This is a genomic window from Acinetobacter sp. YH12096, from assembly GCF_013419215.1.
GTDB classification, from domain to species: domain Bacteria; phylum Pseudomonadota; class Gammaproteobacteria; order Pseudomonadales; family Moraxellaceae; genus Acinetobacter; species Acinetobacter amyesii.
The window spans coordinates 1-20763 of sequence record NZ_VPAM01000034.1 but is presented as its reverse complement, the minus strand read 5'-3'; the positions used below and the strand labels follow the sequence as shown (position 1 = coordinate 20763).

Here is a 20763-nt window from a genome sequence, read left to right as displayed (position 1 = left end):
GATTAATTGCATGATTTAATGCCTTTTTTACACCCTTAAAACTTTTACCATTTGGTAAATTTACATGTAAAGTCATGTAATTAGTTTGAACAAAATATTTTTAAAAGAGATTAAATCTTCTAAAAAACAAGAGTATGATGTGCACAATTTATCTATTGAGTGCTCATTTTATGTCCAATTGGTTTCCCAAATGGCGCCCTTACGAAGGCAATATTGATGCACGTCCTGTAGGTACAAATGAGTACCTACCTCCGGTGCAAAGTGTTGTATTGGGGATACAACATGCCTTTGCAATGTTTGGTGCAACTGTCCTTGCGCCATTTTTGATGGGCTTTGATGCCAACCTTGCGATTTTAATGTCGGGGATCTGTACCATCCTGTTCTTCTTTATGACAGGTGGTCGTGTACCAAGTTATTTAGGCTCTAGTTTTGCCTTTATTGGTGTGGTGATCGCGGCAACCGGTTATGCAGCATCAGGTACTGGCGCGCCAAATGCCAATATCGCAATGGCGGCAGGCGGGATCATGGCCTGCGGTATCTTATATGCCATTTTTGGTTTTATCGTGATGGCAACGGGTACGCGTTGGATTGAAAAACTCATGCCACCTGTCGTTACAGGTGCGGTGGTGATGATTATTGGTCTGAACCTAGCTCCTGTGACTATTAAAGGGGTTGCAGGCAACAACTTTAATATGTGGATGGCATTAGTCACTGTACTATGTATGGGTTCGATTGCGGTGTTCACGAAGGGCTTATTACAACGCTTATTGCTGTTGGTGGGTCTGTTACTGGCATATTTGGTGTATTACATCATTTCCAATGTCATGGGTCATGGTACACCAATCAATTTCGTTCCCGTACAAGAAGCCGCTTGGTTTGGTGTTCCGCACTTCCATTCACCCGTCTTTGACTTCAATGCCATGCTTATCATTGCACCGATTGCGTTAATTTTGGTTGCAGAAAACCTTGGGCACATCAAAGCTGTGGGCGCGATGACAGGTGAAAACCTCGATCCGCACATTGGTAAAGCCTTCGTTGCAGATGGTGTTGCGACTACACTTTCAGGCGGTGTCGGCGGTCCGGGTATGACCACTTATGGCGAAAATATTGGTGTGATGGCAGTAACGCGTGTTTACTCGACCATCGTGTTTGTATTTGCAGGTGTATTCGCCATCTTCCTTGGTCTTTCTCCAAAGTTTGGTGCGATTATTCATACCATTCCGCAAGCCATTTTGACAGGTGCATCGATTGTTGTATTTGGTCTAATTACCATTGCAGGTGCGAAAATTTGGATTGAAAACAAAGTCGATTTCTCAAAAAATAAAAACCTGATGGTGGCAGCAGTCACGATTATTTTAGGTACAGGTGACTTTGCACTTCAATTCGGTAACTTCAACTTAGGTGGTATTGGTACTGCTACATTTGCAGCGCTGATTTTGAACTGGTTCTTTAGCTTGGGCGACAAATCAGAATAAGCCCCAAGACATTTAAAAAAGAATACAACATTCATTTGAAAAGCGACCGAAAGGTCGCTTTTTTTTATAGCTACTCTTTCGGTAAGATAAGGCATTAGCCAAGGAATGCACCGTATGCGACTGGATTTATTCGACCTTCAATTGGTACTGCACATTGTAGACAGCGGTAGTCTGACCAAAGGCGCTGCTCGTTCTGCCATCTCGCTACAAGCAGCCAGTGAACGAATTAAAAAACTCGAACAGCATTACCGCACGACCCTGTTCACTCGCCAAGCCAAAGGGGTCAAACTGACCCTTGCCGGTCAAACCTTGGTTGAACATGCACAGCGCATCTTAGGTGAGGGGCAACAATTAGAACACGCGATGCTGCCCTTTGCCCACGGGCTAAGTTCCAATATGACCTTATGGTGTAATTCATCTGCACAAAGTGAATATTTGCCGGTCTTGCTACCACGCTATTTGCTGGAAAATCCCAACACACAAATTGAGCTGCATGAAGCCGAGTCTAAAGACATCATTGCAGCGATAGAGCAAGGTAATGCACAACTAGGCTTAATTTCAGGCTTCTTTAAATCCGAACAACTACAAACACTTGAGTTTGCCGATGATCCTTTGGTTCTGATCTGCCCTGTAAGCCATGAACTGGCCGCCACACCTAGCATCAAACCCGCAGAGATTTTGAATTATCCCTTTGTCGGTCTGATGCAATATCATTCCTTGCAACAATCAATCGAGGCTCAAGCCAAATTATTCGGCTGTGAAATACAGTATCGGTTACGTTTGCCGAACTTTGCCGCGATCGCCCAAGTGGTGGCGAATGGTGTGGGCATTGCCATCATGCCAAAACGTGCAGCCCAACGATTAATCAGTTTATATGCCTTTGCCCAAGTTGAGCTCAGCGGTGACTGGGCCAATCGAAAATTGCTGCTCACCGCACGTAATTTTGATGATTTACCCTTAAATTATCAGCATTTCAGTCAGTTTCTACTGTCACAAAAATCTACTTTAGATGGCTAAGTCTAGGCTTCAAATCACGCCAAACTGGTGCAGCATCATATAGCCACCGAGGGCAATCAACCCGATAAAAAACACCTTACGGAATTTTTGTTCTGGAATGCGATAACGGATTTTTTTCCCTGCCCACATGCCAATGAGCGCAGGAACCAGTGCCATGGCTGACATGGCATAATCAATCGGGAGATCTTCCACAGGATTTTGCTGTAAGAACACCGCCAAACAAATGGTTGACGTGGTAAAGGCCAAACCGAGTGACTGTACGAGATCATCGCGTTTGAGTTGCAAACCTTGCAAATATGGCACCACCGGGATCACCACCACACCTGTGGCTACAGTCAGCGCTCCACCGAGATAACCGATCATTGGAGATAGCCATTTTTCATGTGGTGCAAAGTTCGGCAAGCTTTTCGCACAAAGCCCATACAGTCCGTATAGTGCCAACATGCCCCCCAGTAAAGCTTCACTTTTAAATTCACCATGTCCTAAAGTTGGAAAAATACTCCAAATTGAACCGACGATAATCCCAAGTAACAAGGGCCAAAAGCGTTGAATTAGTCGCAGCACCTGCCCTTCGGCAAATAATTGCCAAAAGTTGGTGACCATAGATGGAATGATTAATAACGTCGCTGCCTGAAATGGACTGATCACCATGGTGAGTAAGCCCATCGATACCGCAGGCAGGCCTAACCCAATCGTGCCTTTAATTAGACCTGCGATTGCAAAAACTGTGATGACGAACCAAATCATGGCGAAACTCGCTGAAGAATTGGTTCTATGCTATGCAATTCAGGCGCTTTGAAAAATCAGTGTTTTTGGAATAGAGCCTCAATAAAAAGTTGAGGCTGTGCTTGAAATCAGCTATAGACAAGGTAGTTGAATTCAATAAAAAAGGAATTACAACTTATTTATTTTAATTATTGTCATAACTACTCTTTTGCTCTTCAGCTAATTCATAAGAACTTTCGAATTGATATTTCACCGTTTCATCTTGAATTGAATCAATAAATTTTTTTAATTTATTTTTATATTCAACGTTCCCAGATTTATACATTGATAGCAAATAGCCCCACTCACCATAAATATACTGAGGGTCATTTTTTGATACTTTCCTTAATTCTTCTTTTAAAATCAATGCTAAATCGGAATAACATTTTTCATATTCATCTTTCGATCTTTTAGCATAATAGCTTAACTCACACTGAGTCACTAAAAGTTCCTGACTGAAAGAGTCCTTTAACATTTTATGATTAAGATTATAAGCCTCTTCATACATGCCTGTTGCTAAGTAGATTTGCATTTCAATCTTTTGTCGTTCTTGATCATTCGTGATCTTTTTTATTTCAGACAAACTATCTTTCATTACTTTATCTGCGTTTTCTTTATCTCTCAGATTAAGTTTATTAATAGTATTTTTATAATCATTTATTATAGCTGTATCTTCTTTAGACAGCGTTGAAATTGATTCTTTTTTTTGAGCTTCTTTAACTTCATGATGATTCAAACTAATTTTCTCAGACGAGCAAGCAGTACTACCAAATATAAAAAATAAGGTTAAGAAAATAAAAAAATGCTTCATCAAACTTCTCTCGCTGCGGAGTTTAAGGTAAAGGTATGAGTTTTAAAACTAGGAATTGGTGTAACTGTTCCACCATCAAACTTCAGTATATATCCCAAATCTAATTCAACTTTTAAGAGTGATATATCAGGTTCAGGTAAGTTGATATTACAAGATCCAACTGGCTCTTTTCCTTTTTCAGTATTCCAAATACCATTAGCAATTTTTAACTCTTGAGTTTTTAACAAGTCAAATTTTCTATTTTTTTCTTTAAATAGTCTTAGGGTCGCACGCGGAATAATTTTACTTGCATCATTTTTAACCACCGGCGGCATATATGACACCGTTACAAAAAGTTCTTTATTTTTAACAACATACGTAACAATAAAATCACATACTCCAGAGGCTAATTGTGCAACAATTCCAAATAATCCTTTTTTATCCTCATCATATGGAGGGATCGCAGTCTTAAATTTCACATAATCAGTTTGGTTTCTCTCTATATAGTAATTTTCATATTTTTTCTTATCACTTACAAAACTATTCGTTAAATTATTCTGCAACATACTTGGCTTAAAAATTGGGCTATTTAATGAACTTATTCCACCACTAGTCCCTACAACATGTACTTGGTTTGGCATCAATGAAGCCCCACAAGTAAATTTATCACCTACATAAGCCACGGCCTTTCCATCAAAAATCACATGATCATTACTCTTAATTAAGGTAGACCAAGTTTTACATTTTGGACAGGCGAAACCATCTCCCGCACGAAGAAAGAGATTCCCCATCTGTGAACTTCGGGACTGCGTGGACATGACTGTCCCACCGTGACTTGTTGTTGAGCCATGAATGCCAAATCCTTTAGACATTATTTGAGTCTCCCAAAGTTGGATTCATAAAACCTTCAGGGATAGCTGCATCATGATATAAGCGTAAAACATGGGAAGTGACCGGACTATCAATAATTTCATCGCCATTTTCTAATAATGATCCGATAAGTGCTGCGGCTCTGCCATCAACATTTAGAAGAAATCCTGCGCCGGAGATAATTTTTGCTGTCGAACCATCTAAATATATAGCTTCATCACCGACCAAAGCTAAAGAGATCCCGTTGACCTTATAAGCATGATTAGATGCTCGAACTAACCCACCTTTTTTTGTTTTTGAACCATTAAAAGCTGCATAATATTTGGTATGCGGCTTATGATTCCAATAGAGTTGTTCTGCTTGATGAATCTTTTGAATATCGTCTTGAGAAAGTTTTTTTAGCTGTTCTTCTGACAGTTCATGTAAAAAAGTAGGGCTAGTCATGCTAGATCCAATTATTGTAATTAGAAGTAGAATAACAAATAAAAAAATTAATAAAATTTCAAAATGTAAATCAAATCATCATCTTTTCAGTTGGTGATATTAAAAAAGAACATTAATAAATTTGATCTAATCTCAAAAACTAAAAATTACGGTCGAATCTCTTTCAACTCACGTTGAATAAAATGCTGAATCATATCGCGGTATAAACGTTCCACAATATCTGCATTTACACCGTGCTCTGTGGCTTGTAGACGAATTTTACTAATCACCGCTTCGACACGTTCTGGTGATTGAACATCCTGTACTGAACGCTTAAAACGCACCGCTTGATCAACATAAAACTGACGTGCAGCAATGAGCTCAATAATTCCCTGATCAATCACATCAATCTGTGCGCGGGCTTGCTCTAATGACTCAACTTTTTCTTTCTTCATCTTCTCTGGCTTCACTTTCAGCGGTGTTTTCACTTTTATACTTCTCTTCTAACACATTACTGAAAATACTTTCAATCATCCATACGCGGTATAAGCTATTAAATACATAGCTTTGACCTGCAATACGTAATTCTAAAACAGGAAAATCGGGCTGTGACTTCATCTCACAGTGCATATCATTTTCTTTTAATTTTTCAGCAATATCCTCAGTGATCAGTTCAGAAATCTCTAACTCATACTGTAAAGCCTGAAAATGTGCTTTGAAGGATAAATCACGCCCTTTGGTCCATACAGCCTCCAAAATGCGATACATCGCATCAATACGCTGCTCTTCGGGCGCACTGTAGTAAAGCTGTGACATAGCTAATGTCGCAGCTTCTGTAGGCCGGCAAAATGGCGTGAACTTAACTTCGGTCCGTTTAGACAGACGTGTTGCCAAACTCCAGTCAAACAAATCACGACCGTGATACGACAATGGATACACATTCAACTGAATATTATAATAGTCCGCCAATTCCTCACGAATATAAGCCAACAGTAACCATGAAATCGGATCTTCCATCGCGATGTAGAGATCAAGCTCAGGATCGAGTCCCTGAATTTCATTCAACTCTTCTGCATCACTGATCAGGTGCTCACGCCATTCAATATGATTGATCATAAAGATCGGGTTATCTGTCAGGAGTTTTTGTTGTTTTAAACGGCGCGTTAAACGCAGTAAATCATCTACAGCATGGTACTTACGTTCACCAAACTCAAAATATCCCGTCAAAATTGGTAAGTCAGAAAAGATCCGTTCTGGAAAATCCTGTGCTTTGTGATGGCGACTGGCCATCGCATACAGTGTTCTCAGCTTGCCATACTGCTTTTGCCACAGCATGTGGAACACATCTTCAAGTAAATAAAGAAAATCTTGGCCGCGTAATGGGGTATTTTTTAGAATGATTTCGGCTTGTTCTAAAGCTTCAGCGGTAGGCTGTTCAGGTGTTTCATGGAAACTAAAACGATGCTGCCGCGCTAAAATTTGGGCATCATTCAGACAATATTGTTGCCATTCTATCGAGGACATTTGATTAGGAGGTTCAGCACTCTGACGACAAATAATCACTTTTAGTGGTTTAATTTCATCACTGAGAATTTCTTCTAATTGAGGCAGTTGCTGCGCAGCCAAATAGCTATAAACATCATCCAGTCGAAGATAAACACTCAGACCTTGTTCCGTGGGTAACACCGCTTGTCGGGTCGGTTTCTGATAAAACCAACTCGATCGGATTGGATCGAACCAACGGCGTAACAGTGACATGCGTTTTTTGCCTCAAAATGATGAATTGTACCGAACCTGCCAGCACATGCTTAAAATTCAACTTCTATTATGAAGCTGTTTTAAATGAGATATAAGCCTTGTGCAAAACTTATATCAAGTCAGGGCTGAATGTTCAATGTTTAACAATGGATTAGACGTCTAGATTTAGGTCAGTCACCGCACCTTTTTCCGCACCAGAGGTCAACTTGGCAAATTTAGCCAAAGCGCCGTGGGTATAGTTTGGTTTCGGTTTGACCCAGGCCGCGCGACGTGCAGCAATTTCATCCTCAGCCACATGCCAAGTCATTTCACGGGTTTCAGCGTTAATTGAAATTTTATCGCCGTTTTTAACCAAGCCAATTGGGCCTCCTTCATAGGCTTCTGGTGTCACATGCCCAATCACAAAACCATGGCTGCCGCCCGAGAAACGCCCATCAGTCAACAGTGCAACAGATTGGCCTAGACCTTTACCAATAATCGCTGAAGTCGGTTTTAACATTTCCGGCATACCCGGCCCGCCTTTTGGCCCAACACCGCGGATCACCACCACTTCACCTTCTTGTACTTCGCCATCTAAAATACCGCGCATGGCACCCTGCTCACCCTCAAATACTCGCGCAGGCCCCTCAAAATACAGCCCTTCTTTACCGGTAATTTTAGCCACTGCACCCGTCGGCGACAAATTTCCTTTGAGTACCACCAAATGTGAATCCTTTTTAATTGGCGCATCAAACGGCAAAATAATTTGCTGTCCTTCAGGATAATCCTCTACATCGGCTAAGTTTTCCGCCAAAGTTTTGCCCGTAACGGTGAGGCAAGAACCGTCGAGCATGCCGGCATCCAGCATGCGTTTCATGAGCGGCTGAATGCCGCCAATGGCAATCAGTTCCGACATTAAATATTTACCCGATGGGCGCACATCGGCCACCACAGGAATATCTTTGCCAATACGCACAAAATCATCCAAAGACAGTTCCACGCCTGCGGTATGCGCCATGGCAATCAAATGCAGTACGCCATTGGTTGAACCGCCTAAAGCAATCAGCACTTTAATCGAGTTTTCAAAAGCGGCTTTGGTCATAATGTCGCGCGGCTTAATATCGAGACGCAGCAGGTTCATCACGGCTTCACCTGCGCGTTGGCAATCTTCAATTTTATCTGCTGAAACTGCTTCCTGCGCCGATGAACCTGGCAAGCTCATGCCTAAGGCTTCAATCGCTGAAGCCATCGAATTGGCCGTATACATACCGCCGCACGAACCCGGCCCCGGCAGCGCGACTTCTTCAATCTGCTTCACTTGAATTTCATTGATTTCGCCTTTGGCGTGCTGACCGACTGCTTCAAATACCGAAATCATATCGGTATGCCCTGCTCCGGGTTTGATGGTGCCACCATAAATAAACAGGCTCGGACGGTTTAATCGCGCCAAACCCATGATACAGCCTGGCATATTCTTGTCGCAGCCGCCTATGGCAATTACGCCATCATAGGCCTGACAGCCCAACACAGCTTCAATGGAATCGGCAATGATTTCCCGCGATAGCAATGAATACTTCATGCCTTCTGTACCGTTGGAAATGCCGTCAGAAATGGTGATGGTATTGAAAATAATGCCTTTCCCGCCTGCAGCATTCACCCCACTTTCAGCTTCACGCGCCAAGCCATCAATATGCATATTACACGGCGTGACATTGGCCCAAGTCGAAGCAATACCAATAAATGGGCGTTTAAAGTCTGCATCTTGGAAGCCCGTGGCACGCATCATGGAACGTGCAGGCGCATTCTCTATGCCTTCATAAACAGGAGCAGAATGTTCGCGGATATTATTTTTACTCATTGTTGTTCCTTGGCGATGGCTGATTTTGGCTTCAGCTTTGGCGGGTTCTTTTAAATTTATTGTATAGAAAGCGCTCGGCATGTAAAAGAAATTACATCTCAACAAAAAAGATTTTTAGCGCATGCAATACCATTCAATCACATGACAAAACGACATGGATGTCGCTGTTTTCCTGTATGGCAGGGATGCCATATCAGGAGAACAAAAGATTTTTGTTACTTTTGATCTTTCAAAAGTAAGGGATTGCCTACACAAAGCCATATAAATTATAGCTACTATTCGAGGCTGTCTTTTTAGAATTTTAATGACATCCACTAATTATTAAATTTTATTTATTTGCTTCAAGAAACATTATTTTTAATCAGATTAAGAAATCTATAACTTAGAATTATTGTCCCATTATTTCATTTAAAAGCTGATTACAGCGGAGTCTTACCTCTATAAAAGCTAATTTTCGGAGCTCGTATGTTACTTTTGTTTCGGCAAAAGTAACCAAAACCATTTGTCATCCGCAAAACTCGGCAACTGTTTGCAACTAAAAAAATGATCTCAGAAACATTCACTTTTAAATTACCGTTTGCCTCAGACAGTTGCGGATGACATTTCCTCGTATCCAATGCAAGTTATGTAGATGTAAATTAAAAAAGCACCCCATGTGGAGTGCTTTTTAATTAAACATCTAAAGTTTAGATTTCACGTACTGCGCCTTTCGCCGCACTCGTGGTATGCATTGCATACGCTTTCAATGCTTTCGAAATTTTGCGTGGACGCTCTTCAACTGGATGCCAACCTTTGGCTTCTTGCGCTGCACGGCGAGCGGCCATGGTTGCTTCATCAACAGCAAGGTTGATGGTACGGTTTGGAATATCAATTTCGATTAAATCGCCATCTTCCACCAAACCAATTGCACCACCTTCTGCTGCTTCAGGTGAAACGTGACCAATAGACAGGCCTGACGAACCGCCCGAGAAACGACCGTCAGTCAATAATGCACATTCTTTGCCTAGACCTTTCGATTTTAAGTAGCTGGTTGGGTACAACATTTCTTGCATACCCGGACCACCACGTGGGCCTTCATAGCGAATCACAACCACATCACCGGCTTTGATTTCATTGCCCAAGATCGCCTCTACTGCTGAATCTTGGCTTTCAAACACACGTGCAGTACCGTTGAATTTCAAGATTGAATCATCTACACCCGCAGTTTTTACGATACAACCATCGAGCGCAATGTTGCCGTAAAGCACAGCTAAGCCACCGTCTTTCGAGAACGCATGTTCAGCATTACGGATCACGCCATTTTCACGGTCACCATCTAGTCGTTGGTAATATCGATCTTGTGAGAATGCAGTTTGCGTTGGTACACCGCCCGGCGCTGAACGGAAGAATTGGTAAACGTCTTCATTTTCAGTACGGATAATGTCCCATTTATCTAAAGCATCTTTTAAGCTTGCTTCGTGAACAGTACCTACAGATGTGTCCAATAAGCCTGCACGGTCTAATTCACCGAGAATGGACATGATACCGCCAGCACGGTGTACATCTTCCATATGTACGTCGTTTTTCGCAGGTGCAACTTTACATAGAACAGGCACTTTGCGAGATAAACGGTCAATGTCATCCATCGTGAAATCAACACCCGCTTCATTGGCAGCCGCCAACAAGTGTAGAACGGTATTGGTTGAACCACCCATCGCGATGTCTAAAGTCATGGCATTTTCATACGAGGCTTTGGTCACCATTTCACGTGGCAATACGCTGTAATCATCTTGTTCATAATGACGTTTAGCCAATTCAACAATTAAAGAGCCTGCGCGTTCGAATAATTTTTTACGGTTTGCATGTGTTGCCAGTGTAGAACCGTTACCCGGTAAAGACAGGCCCAATGCTTCTGTTAAGCAGTTCATTGAGTTTGCGGTGAACATACCTGAGCATGAACCACAAGTTGGGCATGCAGAGCGTTCGTATTCTGCTACTTCTTCATCGGTATAGTTGTCATCTGCAGCCACAATCATGGCATCAATTAAGTCGATGGCTTTGTCGTTACCACGGATTTTAACTTTACCCGCTTCCATTGGACCACCAGAGACAAATACCACTGGAATGTTCAAACGCATTGCCGCCATCAACATCCCTGGAGTAATTTTGTCACAGTTGGAAATACATACCATGGCATCGGCACAGTGTGCGCTCACCATGTATTCAACAGAGTCTGCAATCAAGTCACGTGAAGGCAATGAATACAGCATACCGTCATGACCCATCGCAATACCGTCATCAACCGCAATGGTATTGAACTCTTTGGCTACACCGCCTGCTTGCTCAATTTGACGCGCCACGAGTTGACCAAGGTCTTTAAGATGAACGTGACCCGGTACAAATTGAGTAAATGAGTTCACGACGGCAATAATTGGTTTACCAAAGTCTTCATCTTTCATACCAGTTGCGCGCCATAAGCCGCGCGCACCCGCCATATTTCTTCCGTGTGTCGATGTTTTTGAACGATAGTCAGGCATTTTATATTTCCAACAAAGTTTGAGCTTGAAATGAATCCTACAGATTCACTCTGGCTAAATCATACTGACAATGATGTAAAATCAGTCGAATTTTAAACCTATCATACACCAAGCCATTGTTTTTAAAGATGGCTTTTTAAGCTGAGATTTGGGCAGATGGGTCTATCAATAAAAACGAGTGATTTGACGACAAAAATCTTTTAACTGAAATCTACTATACCGCCATCAATGGCTGCACAATACAAAACTTTCATGAATAATTTTTAAATTTTATATAAATATAATTTATTTAAAAATTGCAAATTTGCGATTTTGGGTTATGAAATCATTGAGCTTGGACAGCTTCAAAGTTGCAAAAATCAATTTCTAATGTTCTAAATTACGCATTAATCATTTGCTATAATCCACATATTCAACACAGATTCGGTTCATTCATTTTGAAAATCATCTTTGCCGGTACGCCAGAATTTGCCGCAACAGCACTAGCTGCATTGCTCAACACACAACATGAAATTGTTGCGGTATACACTCAACCTGACCGCAAAGCTGGACGTGGACAAAAACTCACAGCTTCTGCCGTAAAGCAATTGGCTTTAGAGCACCATCTTCCTGTTTACCAACCCCTTCATTTCAAATCATCGACTGAAGAAGGTTTAGCCGCACAAGCGGAATTAAAGGCCTTAAATGCCGATGTTATGGTGGTTGCAGCCTATGGTTTGATCTTGCCGCAAGTCGTGCTAGATACCCCGAAATATGGTTGCCTGAATATTCATGGTTCATTGCTGCCACGTTGGCGCGGTGCAGCACCGATTCAACGTGCCATCGCAACAGGTGATATTGAAACAGGTGTCACCATTATGAAAATGGCAGCCGGACTAGATACTGGCGACATGATGTATAAAACCATCTGCCCGATTGAAGCAACGGATACCTCTGCAACTTTGCATGACAAACTTGCAGAGCAAGGTGCAACTGCAATTGCTGCCGTTTTAGACACTGAACAAACATTGCAGCAATATTTAGACAGCCGTGAAGTTCAAGACGAAGCATTAACAGTTTATGCACATAAGCTATCAAAAGCTGAAGCAAAAATTGATTGGTCCATCGATGCCGTACAAATCGATCGCAACATCCGTGCCTTTAATCCGTGGCCGGTAGCATTTATTCAGTTAGATGAACAAAACAATTTACGCGTTTGGCATTCTGAACTTTCTGCTGCGTCTGCACCGAATGCTCAAGCAGGTGAAATCATTGCCATCGATAAAAAAGGCATACACGTTGCCTGTGCCAATGGCAGCGTGATTATTTTGACTTCTTTGCAATGGCCGGGTGCTAAACCACTCAACCCTGTACAAATTTTACAAACCCAAAAATTGACTATTGGACAAATTTTATAATGAAGCAATCTCCCAACGCCTCGACCCGAGACCTTAATTTACGTGCTCAGGTAGTGAAGACGTTATTGGCTGTCCAAAATGGTCAATCGCTGCAATCGGTACTCGCGCAGCAAATGAATATCGTGTCAGATAAAGACCGTGCGTTATTCCATGAATTGGTGCTTGGTTGTTTACGTCAATGGTACGCATTGAAACAACTGACTTTACCATTACTGTCTAAACCTGTAGATAACCAAGTGGTTGAAACCTGTTTATACCTTGGTTTGTATCAATTGTTGTGTACCCGTGTCGCGGCTCACGCTGCAATTTCTGAAACGGTGGAAGCTGCAAAACAATTGGGTATGGGAAGTCTAAGTGGCTTAATCAACGCAATTTTGCGCCGTGCAACACGTGAAACAGAACAGTTCTACGACGTACTTGAACAAGCCACCAATTTACCAAGTTGGTTAACCAAACGTCTGAAAAAAGACTGGGGTGAACAATTTGACGAGCTCAGCTATGAGCTTAAACAAATTGCGCCACTGACTTTACGTGTCAATACACGCCAAGTGAGCCGTGATGAATACCTTGATATTCTGGAAGATGAAGGCATCGATGCACATCGTTGTGAACTCTCTAATGTCGGTATTGTGATGGATGAAAGTCTACATATTCCAAGTTTGCCGGGCTTTGAAGCAGGTGGTTTTTCGGTACAGGATGAACATGCTCAGCTGTGTGCAACACTCTTACCAAATCTCGATGGTAAATTTGTGATTGATGCTTGTGCTGCGCCCGGTGGTAAAACTGCACACATTTTAGAGACCTTCCAACCGAAGAAACTCATCGCACTCGACCAAGATGAAAAGCGCCTGAAACGTGTAGTTGAAAACCTTGATCGTTTGGTTCTCGATGGTAAACATGTCGAAATCCAAACTGCCGATGCCATCACTTACACTGTTCCTGAGCTTGCTGATTGTATCGTGCTCGATGCGCCATGTACTGCTGTCGGTGTAATGCGTCGTCATCCTGACATTCGTTTACTACGTCAATCGGGCGACATTGCGAAAACAGTAGTATTACAAAAGCAAATTTTGGAAAACATGTGGAAGCAACTTAAAGTTGGCGGTACGCTGCTTTACATCACTTGCTCGATTTTAAAAGCTGAAAATGAACAGCAAATGGTTGAGTTCTTTGCCAATCATGCCGATGCCCAAGAAATTAAAATTGAAGCAGATTGGGGAGTTGAACAAATCCATGGTCGTCAACTTTTCCCGAAAGTGGGTTATGGCGATGGCTTCTATTATTGCCGTATAGTAAAAACGGCCTAAATCAATAAACACCTTTTTAGATGTAAACAATCATAAAAAATGCCCGATGATTTCATCGGGCATTTTTTTCGTCATTCTAAATTTAATCTTCAGCTTCGTCAGGATTTTTCACCAAATGAATCGTCGCTAAAAGTAAACCACCCCATAGCAAAACAATTGATAAAATCATCATGATCATTGCAGATGTATTCATATTAATTCTCCTCTGGACCTTTGTCTTTACACAAGCTTAATAGAACAGAACCCAATACAAAGAAGGCCAATACCGAACCACCCACCAACCAAAGTGTCGTTGCAGGATAACCGCCATAACCTTCAGTTGCGACAGCCTTAATCGTCAATACAAGTGCAACCAATAATGAAATTGGGGTGATCACGGTCAATAAGAAATTCCAACCTTGACCCAACTTGATACTTGAGTATTGATTTGCATGCTCTTGTAATTGTTTCATCAATGGACGATGGAACCACGACACCAAAATAATAGAGAGTAAACCACCACCCACGATCCCAATGTTATTGGCAAAGTAGTCAATGATATCAACAAAAGTAATGGCACTTTGTGTAGAGAATAAAAGTGTAGATACGATTGCTGAACCGCCCGCAACAATCGTTACAGCTTTATTTTTTGACCAACCCAATTTGTCTTGAAACGCTGCAATTGGCACTTGCAAGATACTCACCATAGAGGTAATCCCTGCAACCACCAACGAAGCAAAGAACAAGAAGCCAAACAAATCACCGCCTGCCCCCATACTCGAAATGATTTTCGGGAAGGCAATAAAGGCTAAACCAATACCACCAGATACTACTTCTTTTACAGGTACACCTGAACTTTGTGCCATGAAACCAAGTGCTGCAAAGACGCCAATACCCGCTAAGATTTCAAATGATGAGTTGGCTAATGCAACGACTACACCTGAACCGGTTAAGTTGGTTTTTGCTTTTAAGTAAGACGCATAGGTCAACATGATCCCGAAACCAATCGATAACGAGAAGAAGATATGACCAAAGGCTGCTAACCATACTTTATAGTCGGTCATCGCTTCCCAGTTTGGCGTAAAGAATGCATTTAAGCCTTCTGCCGCACCCGGTAGACGCAATGCTTGAATGACTAAAATGCTAAATAACACGATCAATAACGGCATAAAAATTTTATTGGCAAGTTCTACACCACGACGTACACCGCCATAGAGAATGAACATCACCACAGCCCAAACAATGACTAAACCAACAAATAAAGTCGGAACAAAACCAAATGTTAAGCCATCACCATTTTGTAGATAGGTTTTAAAGAAAAAGCTTTCCGTATCTGAGCCCCATTGTTGTCCAATGGCGTAATACATGTAACTACCGGCCCATGACAATACGCTGGCATAGTAGATCCCGATGATGAGTGTCACCATCACTTGCCACCAGCCTAATGCCTCACTGTTCATAAGTTTTTTATATGCAGTTGGCGGTGCTTTTCGGAATTTATGCCCCACTGCATAATCTAAGAACAATAAAGGCAAACCCGCTGCAAAAATTGCAATTAAATAGGGAATTAAAAATGCACCGCCACCATTTTCATACGCCACGTAAGGGAAACGCCAAATGTTTCCCAAACCTACAGCGGAACCAATAGCGGCAATGATAAATCCTGATCGTGCCGACCAGATTTCACGATTATCTGACATAGAACACCTAAACCTCAGGCATCTTTAACTGCTGCTTGTTATGGTTATATCGCGAGCAAAAAAAGAACCATAAAAATAAAATTCTGGGTGTTTGATCTGGTGAGATACCTTGTGAGCGTCTATACCAAATTGCAAACAGAAAAATCACATGCGCATTTTGGTTAAAAACACCACAAATAACTTTCCCTTTGTATGAATTAACAATACTCACTTTTTTTAAGTTTTTCTGTAATTTCTACGGCAAATATTCCATTTTTATAATGTGTTTAGGCTTAAATGTTCATTTAATCAGCTTATTTTTCATACAATTTAAGTTATTAATAATATAACTTTTAGGAATATTTTATTTCCAATTAAATTTTTAAAGTTATTTCACTCGATAATGTCCGGTAATTTGATAGGCATGCAAAAGATCTTCTTCCTGTGTGCCCTCTCCTATATTATGGATGATCAGCGGAACCCCGCTACCTTTCATTTTACGATCTGAAACCACACCGATATGCACTAAACCACGCCCTAAGTCCCAAGTGACAATATCACCTGCCAAATACTGCTTATCTTTGACTACATAGCCCTGGCGTTGCATCCAGGTTTGAATATTGGGAACACGCCGATGATCAATATTTTTATCAGTACTTTTTAAGCCCCATTTTTGTGGATACTGCTTAAAATTGGCTTTCATATCTTCATGAATGGTTTGTTGTAAATCAATCCCTTGCTGTCGTAATGCACGAATTACCACGTCGGTACAAACACCCTTGATTAAAGGGACATCTCCCATTGGATAACGCAGTGCAGTATACGCAGGATCATAATATAAGGTTTTCCCAATTTGACTGCGTGCATCCGTCACCATTTGAGTGGCGTTAAAGGCAAAGACAGCCATATTCACGGTCATCAAACTGACCAATAATAAAATTCGTTTCATTTTTCTTATTCACTTTAGATTTTTTGAAATGATTCAAAAACTGGGCTTCGAACAGATCCATACTGAACCAAGCCTAAGTTTAAACTGCTACAGTTTTATCGCCAATACGCGTTCTTCTTGCATATCTCGAATGGCAGACTGAATCCCTTCACGACCTAAGCCAGAATCTTTTACGCCACCATATGGCATGTTATCAACACGGAAAGATGGAATGTCATTAATAATCACTCCACCGACATCTAAGTGATTCCACGCATACAACATTTTATTCAAATTTTGCGTATAGACGCCCGCTTGTAAACCAAAACGGCTGCTATTAATTTTGGCGATGCCTTTTTCAAAATTTTTGTATTTTTCTAGAATCGCTACAGGACCAAAGATTTCATCTTTATACACTTCCAGTGATTCATCGACATTTTCTAATAAAATTGGATCGAGCAAAGCCCCCTGATGTTCACCACGAACCAAAGCTTTAGCTCCTTTTTTGACTGCTTTATCGACCCATTTATGCACGCGTGTTGCTTCTGCTTCCTTAATCATTGGACCGACCATGGTGCTTTCCAACTGTGGATCATCCGCTTTAAGCTGCTTCATTCTCGCCACGAGTTTTTTCTTCACATCGGCATAGATATCGGCATGCACCAAGATGCGTTGAACACTAATACACACCTGCCCTGCATGGTTATACGCCCCACCGACTAAGCGTTCAATAAATGCCGCTGAAATTTCAGTATCAGGCTCAACCAATACAGCAGCGTTGCCACCGAGTTCCAAAGTCACTTTTTTACGCCCCGCACGCGCTTTCATATCCCAGCCGACAACATCGGAACCGGTAAAGCTGAGCAGTTTAAATCGGTCATCTGTGACCAAGACATCTGCATGTTCACGTGGACAAGGTAAAACTGAAAAAGCACCTTTAGGTAAATCCGTTTCTGCCAAAACTTCCGCAATTTTTAAAGCTGAAATAGGCGTCAAACTTGCAGGCTTCAAAACAAATGGACAGCCTGCGGCAATGGCAGGTGCAATTTTATGCGCAGTCAGATTGATCGGAAAATTAAACGGGCTGATCAAGGATACAGGGCCTATCGGCACATGTTTGACCATGCCTTGATAGCCAGATGCCGCTGCAGTAACCGCCAATGGGATCATGCGACCATCATCCATCTGTGTGACAGCATCGGCAGCAATTTGAAAGGTATTAATTAAACGTTCAACTTCAGCAGCTGCGGCTTTACACGGTTTTCCACCTTCCGCAATTAAAATTTCAGTCAATTCTGCACGCATTTCATTAAAACGTTTAACACAGTGCAGTAAGATTTTTTGTTTTTGAAAAGGTTCCAATGCCGCCATTGCAGCGCTAGATTTAACCGCTGAATCAATGGCTTTTTCAATGGTTGCAGCATCTGCGAGTGCAACGCGTGCATATACGTCTTGGGTATATTTTTGATCCACTTCTAACCACTGATCGGTAGTCAATGCTTTACCTGCAACATAGAGCGGATAGTCTTTTATATCTTGTACGGCTTTGGACATGACGATATTTCCATGATCTTGAGACATTATTGATAAATGTGAATAAATCTATGCCCTCTATCATGCGCTGACTGAGCCCAGAGTTCACTATATTTAAGTAACAAAATAAACCACAAGCCTCAAACTCAGCTACCTAATTGCCCTGAATACCATCACTATTTTCAGATCTATGCTTGCACTGAAAACACGATGATCGAGTCTCTATATAACAATGACATTAAATTAGAAAGCTGTTTAAAATATTTAATTACATTATTTATCAAATCATTAATAAATTTTTCAAAGTTAAATTAATCAAAAAAAATATGAGTACAACATAAAAAAAGCCCATCAAATGACGGGCTTTTTAAATCTATGTTTTAGCTATACGAACGCTGTGTTTTCACTGAAGTCTTATTCACATTTTCTAAAGCGGCAACCTCTTCATCCGTTTGCGCTTTGCGAATAAAGAACACTGCAATCGCTGCGATGACTACTGGAATTCCCACGGCCATAAAGTTAATTTGATGTGGCAATTCTTGTGATAATAAATAGCCGATCAGAATCGGGCCAACAATCGCACCTGTACGACCGACTGCAGATGCCCATCCAATACCTGTCGAACGTACAGACAACGGATAGTACTGTGCAACATAGCTATAGAGTAAGATTTGAGAACCAATTGCTGATGCACCTGCGACTGCAACCAAAAGATAGATCACAGGCTGTGGTGAATTAAAGCCGAGTAAAGATAGTGCCACAGCACCTGCAAGACATAATGTAATGATCACCGGTTTTAAGTGGAATTTGTCCGCTAAAATACCGCCGCCAATCGTACCAATTACGGCACCAATATTCATCGCCAATAGGAAGGTCAAACTGCTACCTAATGAATAACCTGCGGCCATCATTAGTTTTGGTAACCAACTGCCTAATGCATAAAGCGTTAATAGACACATAAAGAAACACAGCCAAAACAACATCGTACTTACGCCACGACCTTGCTTATACAACGCTTTAACAGACGTTCCACCCGGAACCGCAACTTCAGTCAGTTCCAGTTGAGTATTTGCAGTCACGGTTTGTTCAGGTGCAATGGTTTGAATCATACGACGTGCTTCATCATGACGATTCACCTTAACCAAAAATGTGAGCGATTCAGGTAAAAATTTCCAAGCAAATGGCAACAGTAACAGTGGAATACCCGCAATGAAGAACATGATTTGCCAGCCATAATCCGCAGTAAACCATGAACCAAAGAGAGCCGCCATGATGCCACCCATTGCATAACCACTGAACATAGTGGTCACTAAAGTACTGCGTAGATGCTTAGGTGCATATTCAGATGTCAATGCCACAAGGTTCGGTAATACCCCACCAATGCCAAGTCCAGCAATAAAACGTAACGCGCCAAATTCCGTTGGATTTGATGCAAAACCGCCTAAAAATGTGAATGTACTGAATAAAAATACACAAATCATGATAACTTTTTTACGGCCAATCTTATCAGCCAAAGTACCAAACATCATGGCACCAAACATCATCCCTGCAAGTGCTGTACTCGCTAGCATACCTGCCTGAACAGCTGTTAATCCCCAATCTTTCATCAATAAAGGCAGCGCAACACCATTGATCGCTAAGTCGTAACCATCAAATAAAATAAGAATTAGACACCACATCATGATGCTAAAATGCGATTTTGTGAACTTAGCGTTATCGACAACGCTATTCACATTCATTGTGCTTGTAGACATTGAACCTCACCTCCAATTGTGAGTTTTATTTTTCGCTACAATGCCGTTTTTGACTGTAAATTGTCCAAAATTACAAAGGTATAGACCCATACCTTTCAGATATATCCATGTTGTTTGGGAATAAAATGTCATAAAAACTCGGATATTTTTGAAATATTTATACATAAAAAAGTCGATGGACTGCGGGTCTAGTTTTTATAATGATTAATTATCAATGTGTTATTAGAAGCTAAATCACAATCAGACGATAGATTATTTGATATGAAAATTGTCAGAATAAAACTCAAATTTTATAGAAAAAAATCGCAACTCTACGATCTAAGTCGTAGATTTCTAAATCATAAGTCATCAGACATCACTTAAGTCGATAGTTAGACATTTAAACTGTTGTTTTAGCTGACTTACATTCAGATTTTCCGGCATTTTAAGCTGAGAATTACTTTAATTGATGATTTTTGAATGCGTTGATTGTCTAATAATCATCCATGTTTAGATAATTCAAGCCTCAATCTAACAATATTTTTATCATTTCCCTATTTTATCCTGCTGCTTTTCTTATTATTTTTTTCCCTTTTTTCTCCTTGCATAAAAAAACACCCCCTGACGTATCAGGGGGTGTTTCGAATAATGAGCTGGCGATGACTTACTCTCACATGGGTAACCCCACACTACCATCAGCGCTAAGAGGTTTCACTTCTGAGTTCGGGAAGGGATCAGGTGGTTCACTCTTGCTAT

17 protein-coding genes and 1 rRNA gene are annotated in these 20763 nt (G+C 41.3%); 4 read left to right on the top strand and 14 right to left on the bottom strand.

Translation table 11 applies throughout. The annotated features are described in order from the left end of the window. The first annotated feature begins 170 nt into the window (after positions 1-170). Both FTU36_RS13085 and FTU36_RS13080 read left to right on the top strand, forming a co-directional pair. A complete protein-coding gene (locus FTU36_RS13085) occupies positions 171-1475 on the top strand; it encodes a solute carrier family 23 protein (protein WP_078191643.1) in 1305 nt (434 codons plus the stop codon). Between the two features lie 114 nt (positions 1476-1589). Further along, positions 1590-2492, top strand: coding sequence for a LysR family transcriptional regulator (locus tag FTU36_RS13080; protein ID WP_180005351.1), 903 nt, complete (start codon positions 1590-1592; stop codon positions 2490-2492). Between the two features lie 9 nt (positions 2493-2501). On the opposite strand, the gene FTU36_RS13075 is transcribed toward FTU36_RS13080, so the two are convergent. From FTU36_RS13075 to ilvD (FTU36_RS13040), 8 genes are all read right to left on the bottom strand, one after another. Further along, positions 2502-3239 carry a sulfite exporter TauE/SafE family protein gene (locus FTU36_RS13075; protein ID WP_168379429.1) on the bottom strand — a complete coding sequence of 246 codons (738 nt, stop codon included), beginning with the start codon at positions 3237-3239 and terminating at the stop codon, positions 2502-2504. Between the two features lie 163 nt (positions 3240-3402). Further along, positions 3403-4068, bottom strand: coding sequence for a hypothetical protein (locus FTU36_RS13070; protein WP_180005352.1), 666 nt, complete (start codon positions 4066-4068; stop codon positions 3403-3405). Continuing rightward, positions 4068-4919: a PAAR domain-containing protein gene (locus tag FTU36_RS13065; RefSeq protein ID WP_180005353.1), complete on the bottom strand. Its 852-nt coding sequence runs from the start codon at positions 4917-4919 to the stop codon at positions 4068-4070. Before FTU36_RS13065 ends, FTU36_RS13070 begins: the two co-directional genes overlap by 1 nt. Beyond that, a complete protein-coding gene (locus FTU36_RS13060) occupies positions 4912-5361 on the bottom strand; it encodes a PAAR domain-containing protein (protein ID WP_180005354.1) in 450 nt (149 codons plus the stop codon). The genes FTU36_RS13065 and FTU36_RS13060 overlap by 8 nt, the downstream gene beginning before the upstream one ends. Before the next feature lie 146 nt (positions 5362-5507). Then, positions 5508-5795 (bottom strand): chorismate mutase, encoded by a 288-nt coding sequence (locus FTU36_RS13055; RefSeq protein ID WP_078191648.1) that lies wholly within the window; start codon positions 5793-5795, stop codon positions 5508-5510. Then, positions 5776-7098: a hypothetical protein gene (locus tag FTU36_RS13050; RefSeq protein ID WP_180118199.1), complete on the bottom strand. Its 1323-nt coding sequence runs from the start codon at positions 7096-7098 to the stop codon at positions 5776-5778. The genes FTU36_RS13055 and FTU36_RS13050 overlap by 20 nt, the downstream gene beginning before the upstream one ends. A 151-nt stretch (positions 7099-7249) precedes the next feature. Further along, positions 7250-8935, bottom strand: a complete 1686-nt coding sequence (gene ilvD, locus FTU36_RS13045; RefSeq protein ID WP_180009589.1) for a dihydroxy-acid dehydratase — start codon at positions 8933-8935, stop codon at positions 7250-7252. A gap of 686 nt (positions 8936-9621) precedes the next feature. Then, on the bottom strand, positions 9622-11451 hold the full coding sequence (ilvD, locus tag FTU36_RS13040; RefSeq protein WP_111885144.1) for a dihydroxy-acid dehydratase: 1830 nt from the start codon (positions 11449-11451) through the stop codon (positions 9622-9624). A 437-nt stretch (positions 11452-11888) separates the two neighbouring features. On the opposite strand from ilvD (FTU36_RS13040), the gene fmt reads away from it, so the two are divergent. Further along, positions 11889-12848 (top strand): methionyl-tRNA formyltransferase, encoded by a 960-nt coding sequence (gene fmt, locus FTU36_RS13035; RefSeq protein ID WP_180005357.1) that lies wholly within the window; start codon positions 11889-11891, stop codon positions 12846-12848. Next, positions 12848-14155, top strand: a complete 1308-nt coding sequence (rsmB, locus tag FTU36_RS13030; RefSeq protein ID WP_180026227.1) for a 16S rRNA (cytosine(967)-C(5))-methyltransferase RsmB — start codon at positions 12848-12850, stop codon at positions 14153-14155. The genes fmt and rsmB overlap by 1 nt, the downstream gene beginning before the upstream one ends. An 82-nt stretch (positions 14156-14237) precedes the next feature. Here the strand turns inward: rsmB and FTU36_RS13025 are convergent, their stop codons facing one another. The 6 genes from FTU36_RS13025 to rrf form a co-directional block, all read right to left on the bottom strand. Beyond that, positions 14238-14348, bottom strand: a complete 111-nt coding sequence (locus FTU36_RS13025; protein ID WP_180005359.1) for a methionine/alanine import family NSS transporter small subunit — start codon at positions 14346-14348, stop codon at positions 14238-14240. Position 14349: 1 nt separating this feature from the next. Then, positions 14350-15834 (bottom strand): sodium-dependent transporter, encoded by a 1485-nt coding sequence (locus FTU36_RS13020; protein WP_180005360.1) that lies wholly within the window; start codon positions 15832-15834, stop codon positions 14350-14352. A gap of 367 nt (positions 15835-16201) precedes the next feature. Beyond that, positions 16202-16732 carry a DUF1287 domain-containing protein gene (locus tag FTU36_RS13015; protein ID WP_373685143.1) on the bottom strand — a complete coding sequence of 177 codons (531 nt, stop codon included), beginning with the start codon at positions 16730-16732 and terminating at the stop codon, positions 16202-16204. Positions 16733-16849: 117 nt separating this feature from the next. Continuing rightward, positions 16850-18295: an aldehyde dehydrogenase family protein gene (locus tag FTU36_RS13010; protein WP_180118197.1), complete on the bottom strand. Its 1446-nt coding sequence runs from the start codon at positions 18293-18295 to the stop codon at positions 16850-16852. Positions 18296-18654: 359 nt separating this feature from the next. Beyond that, a complete protein-coding gene (locus FTU36_RS13005; protein ID WP_180041594.1) occupies positions 18655-20028 on the bottom strand; it encodes an MFS transporter in 1374 nt (457 codons plus the stop codon). 630 nt (positions 20029-20658) lie between these two features. Continuing rightward, positions 20659-20763: ribosomal RNA gene (gene rrf / locus FTU36_RS13000) — 5S ribosomal RNA — on the bottom strand; the annotation flags it as partial.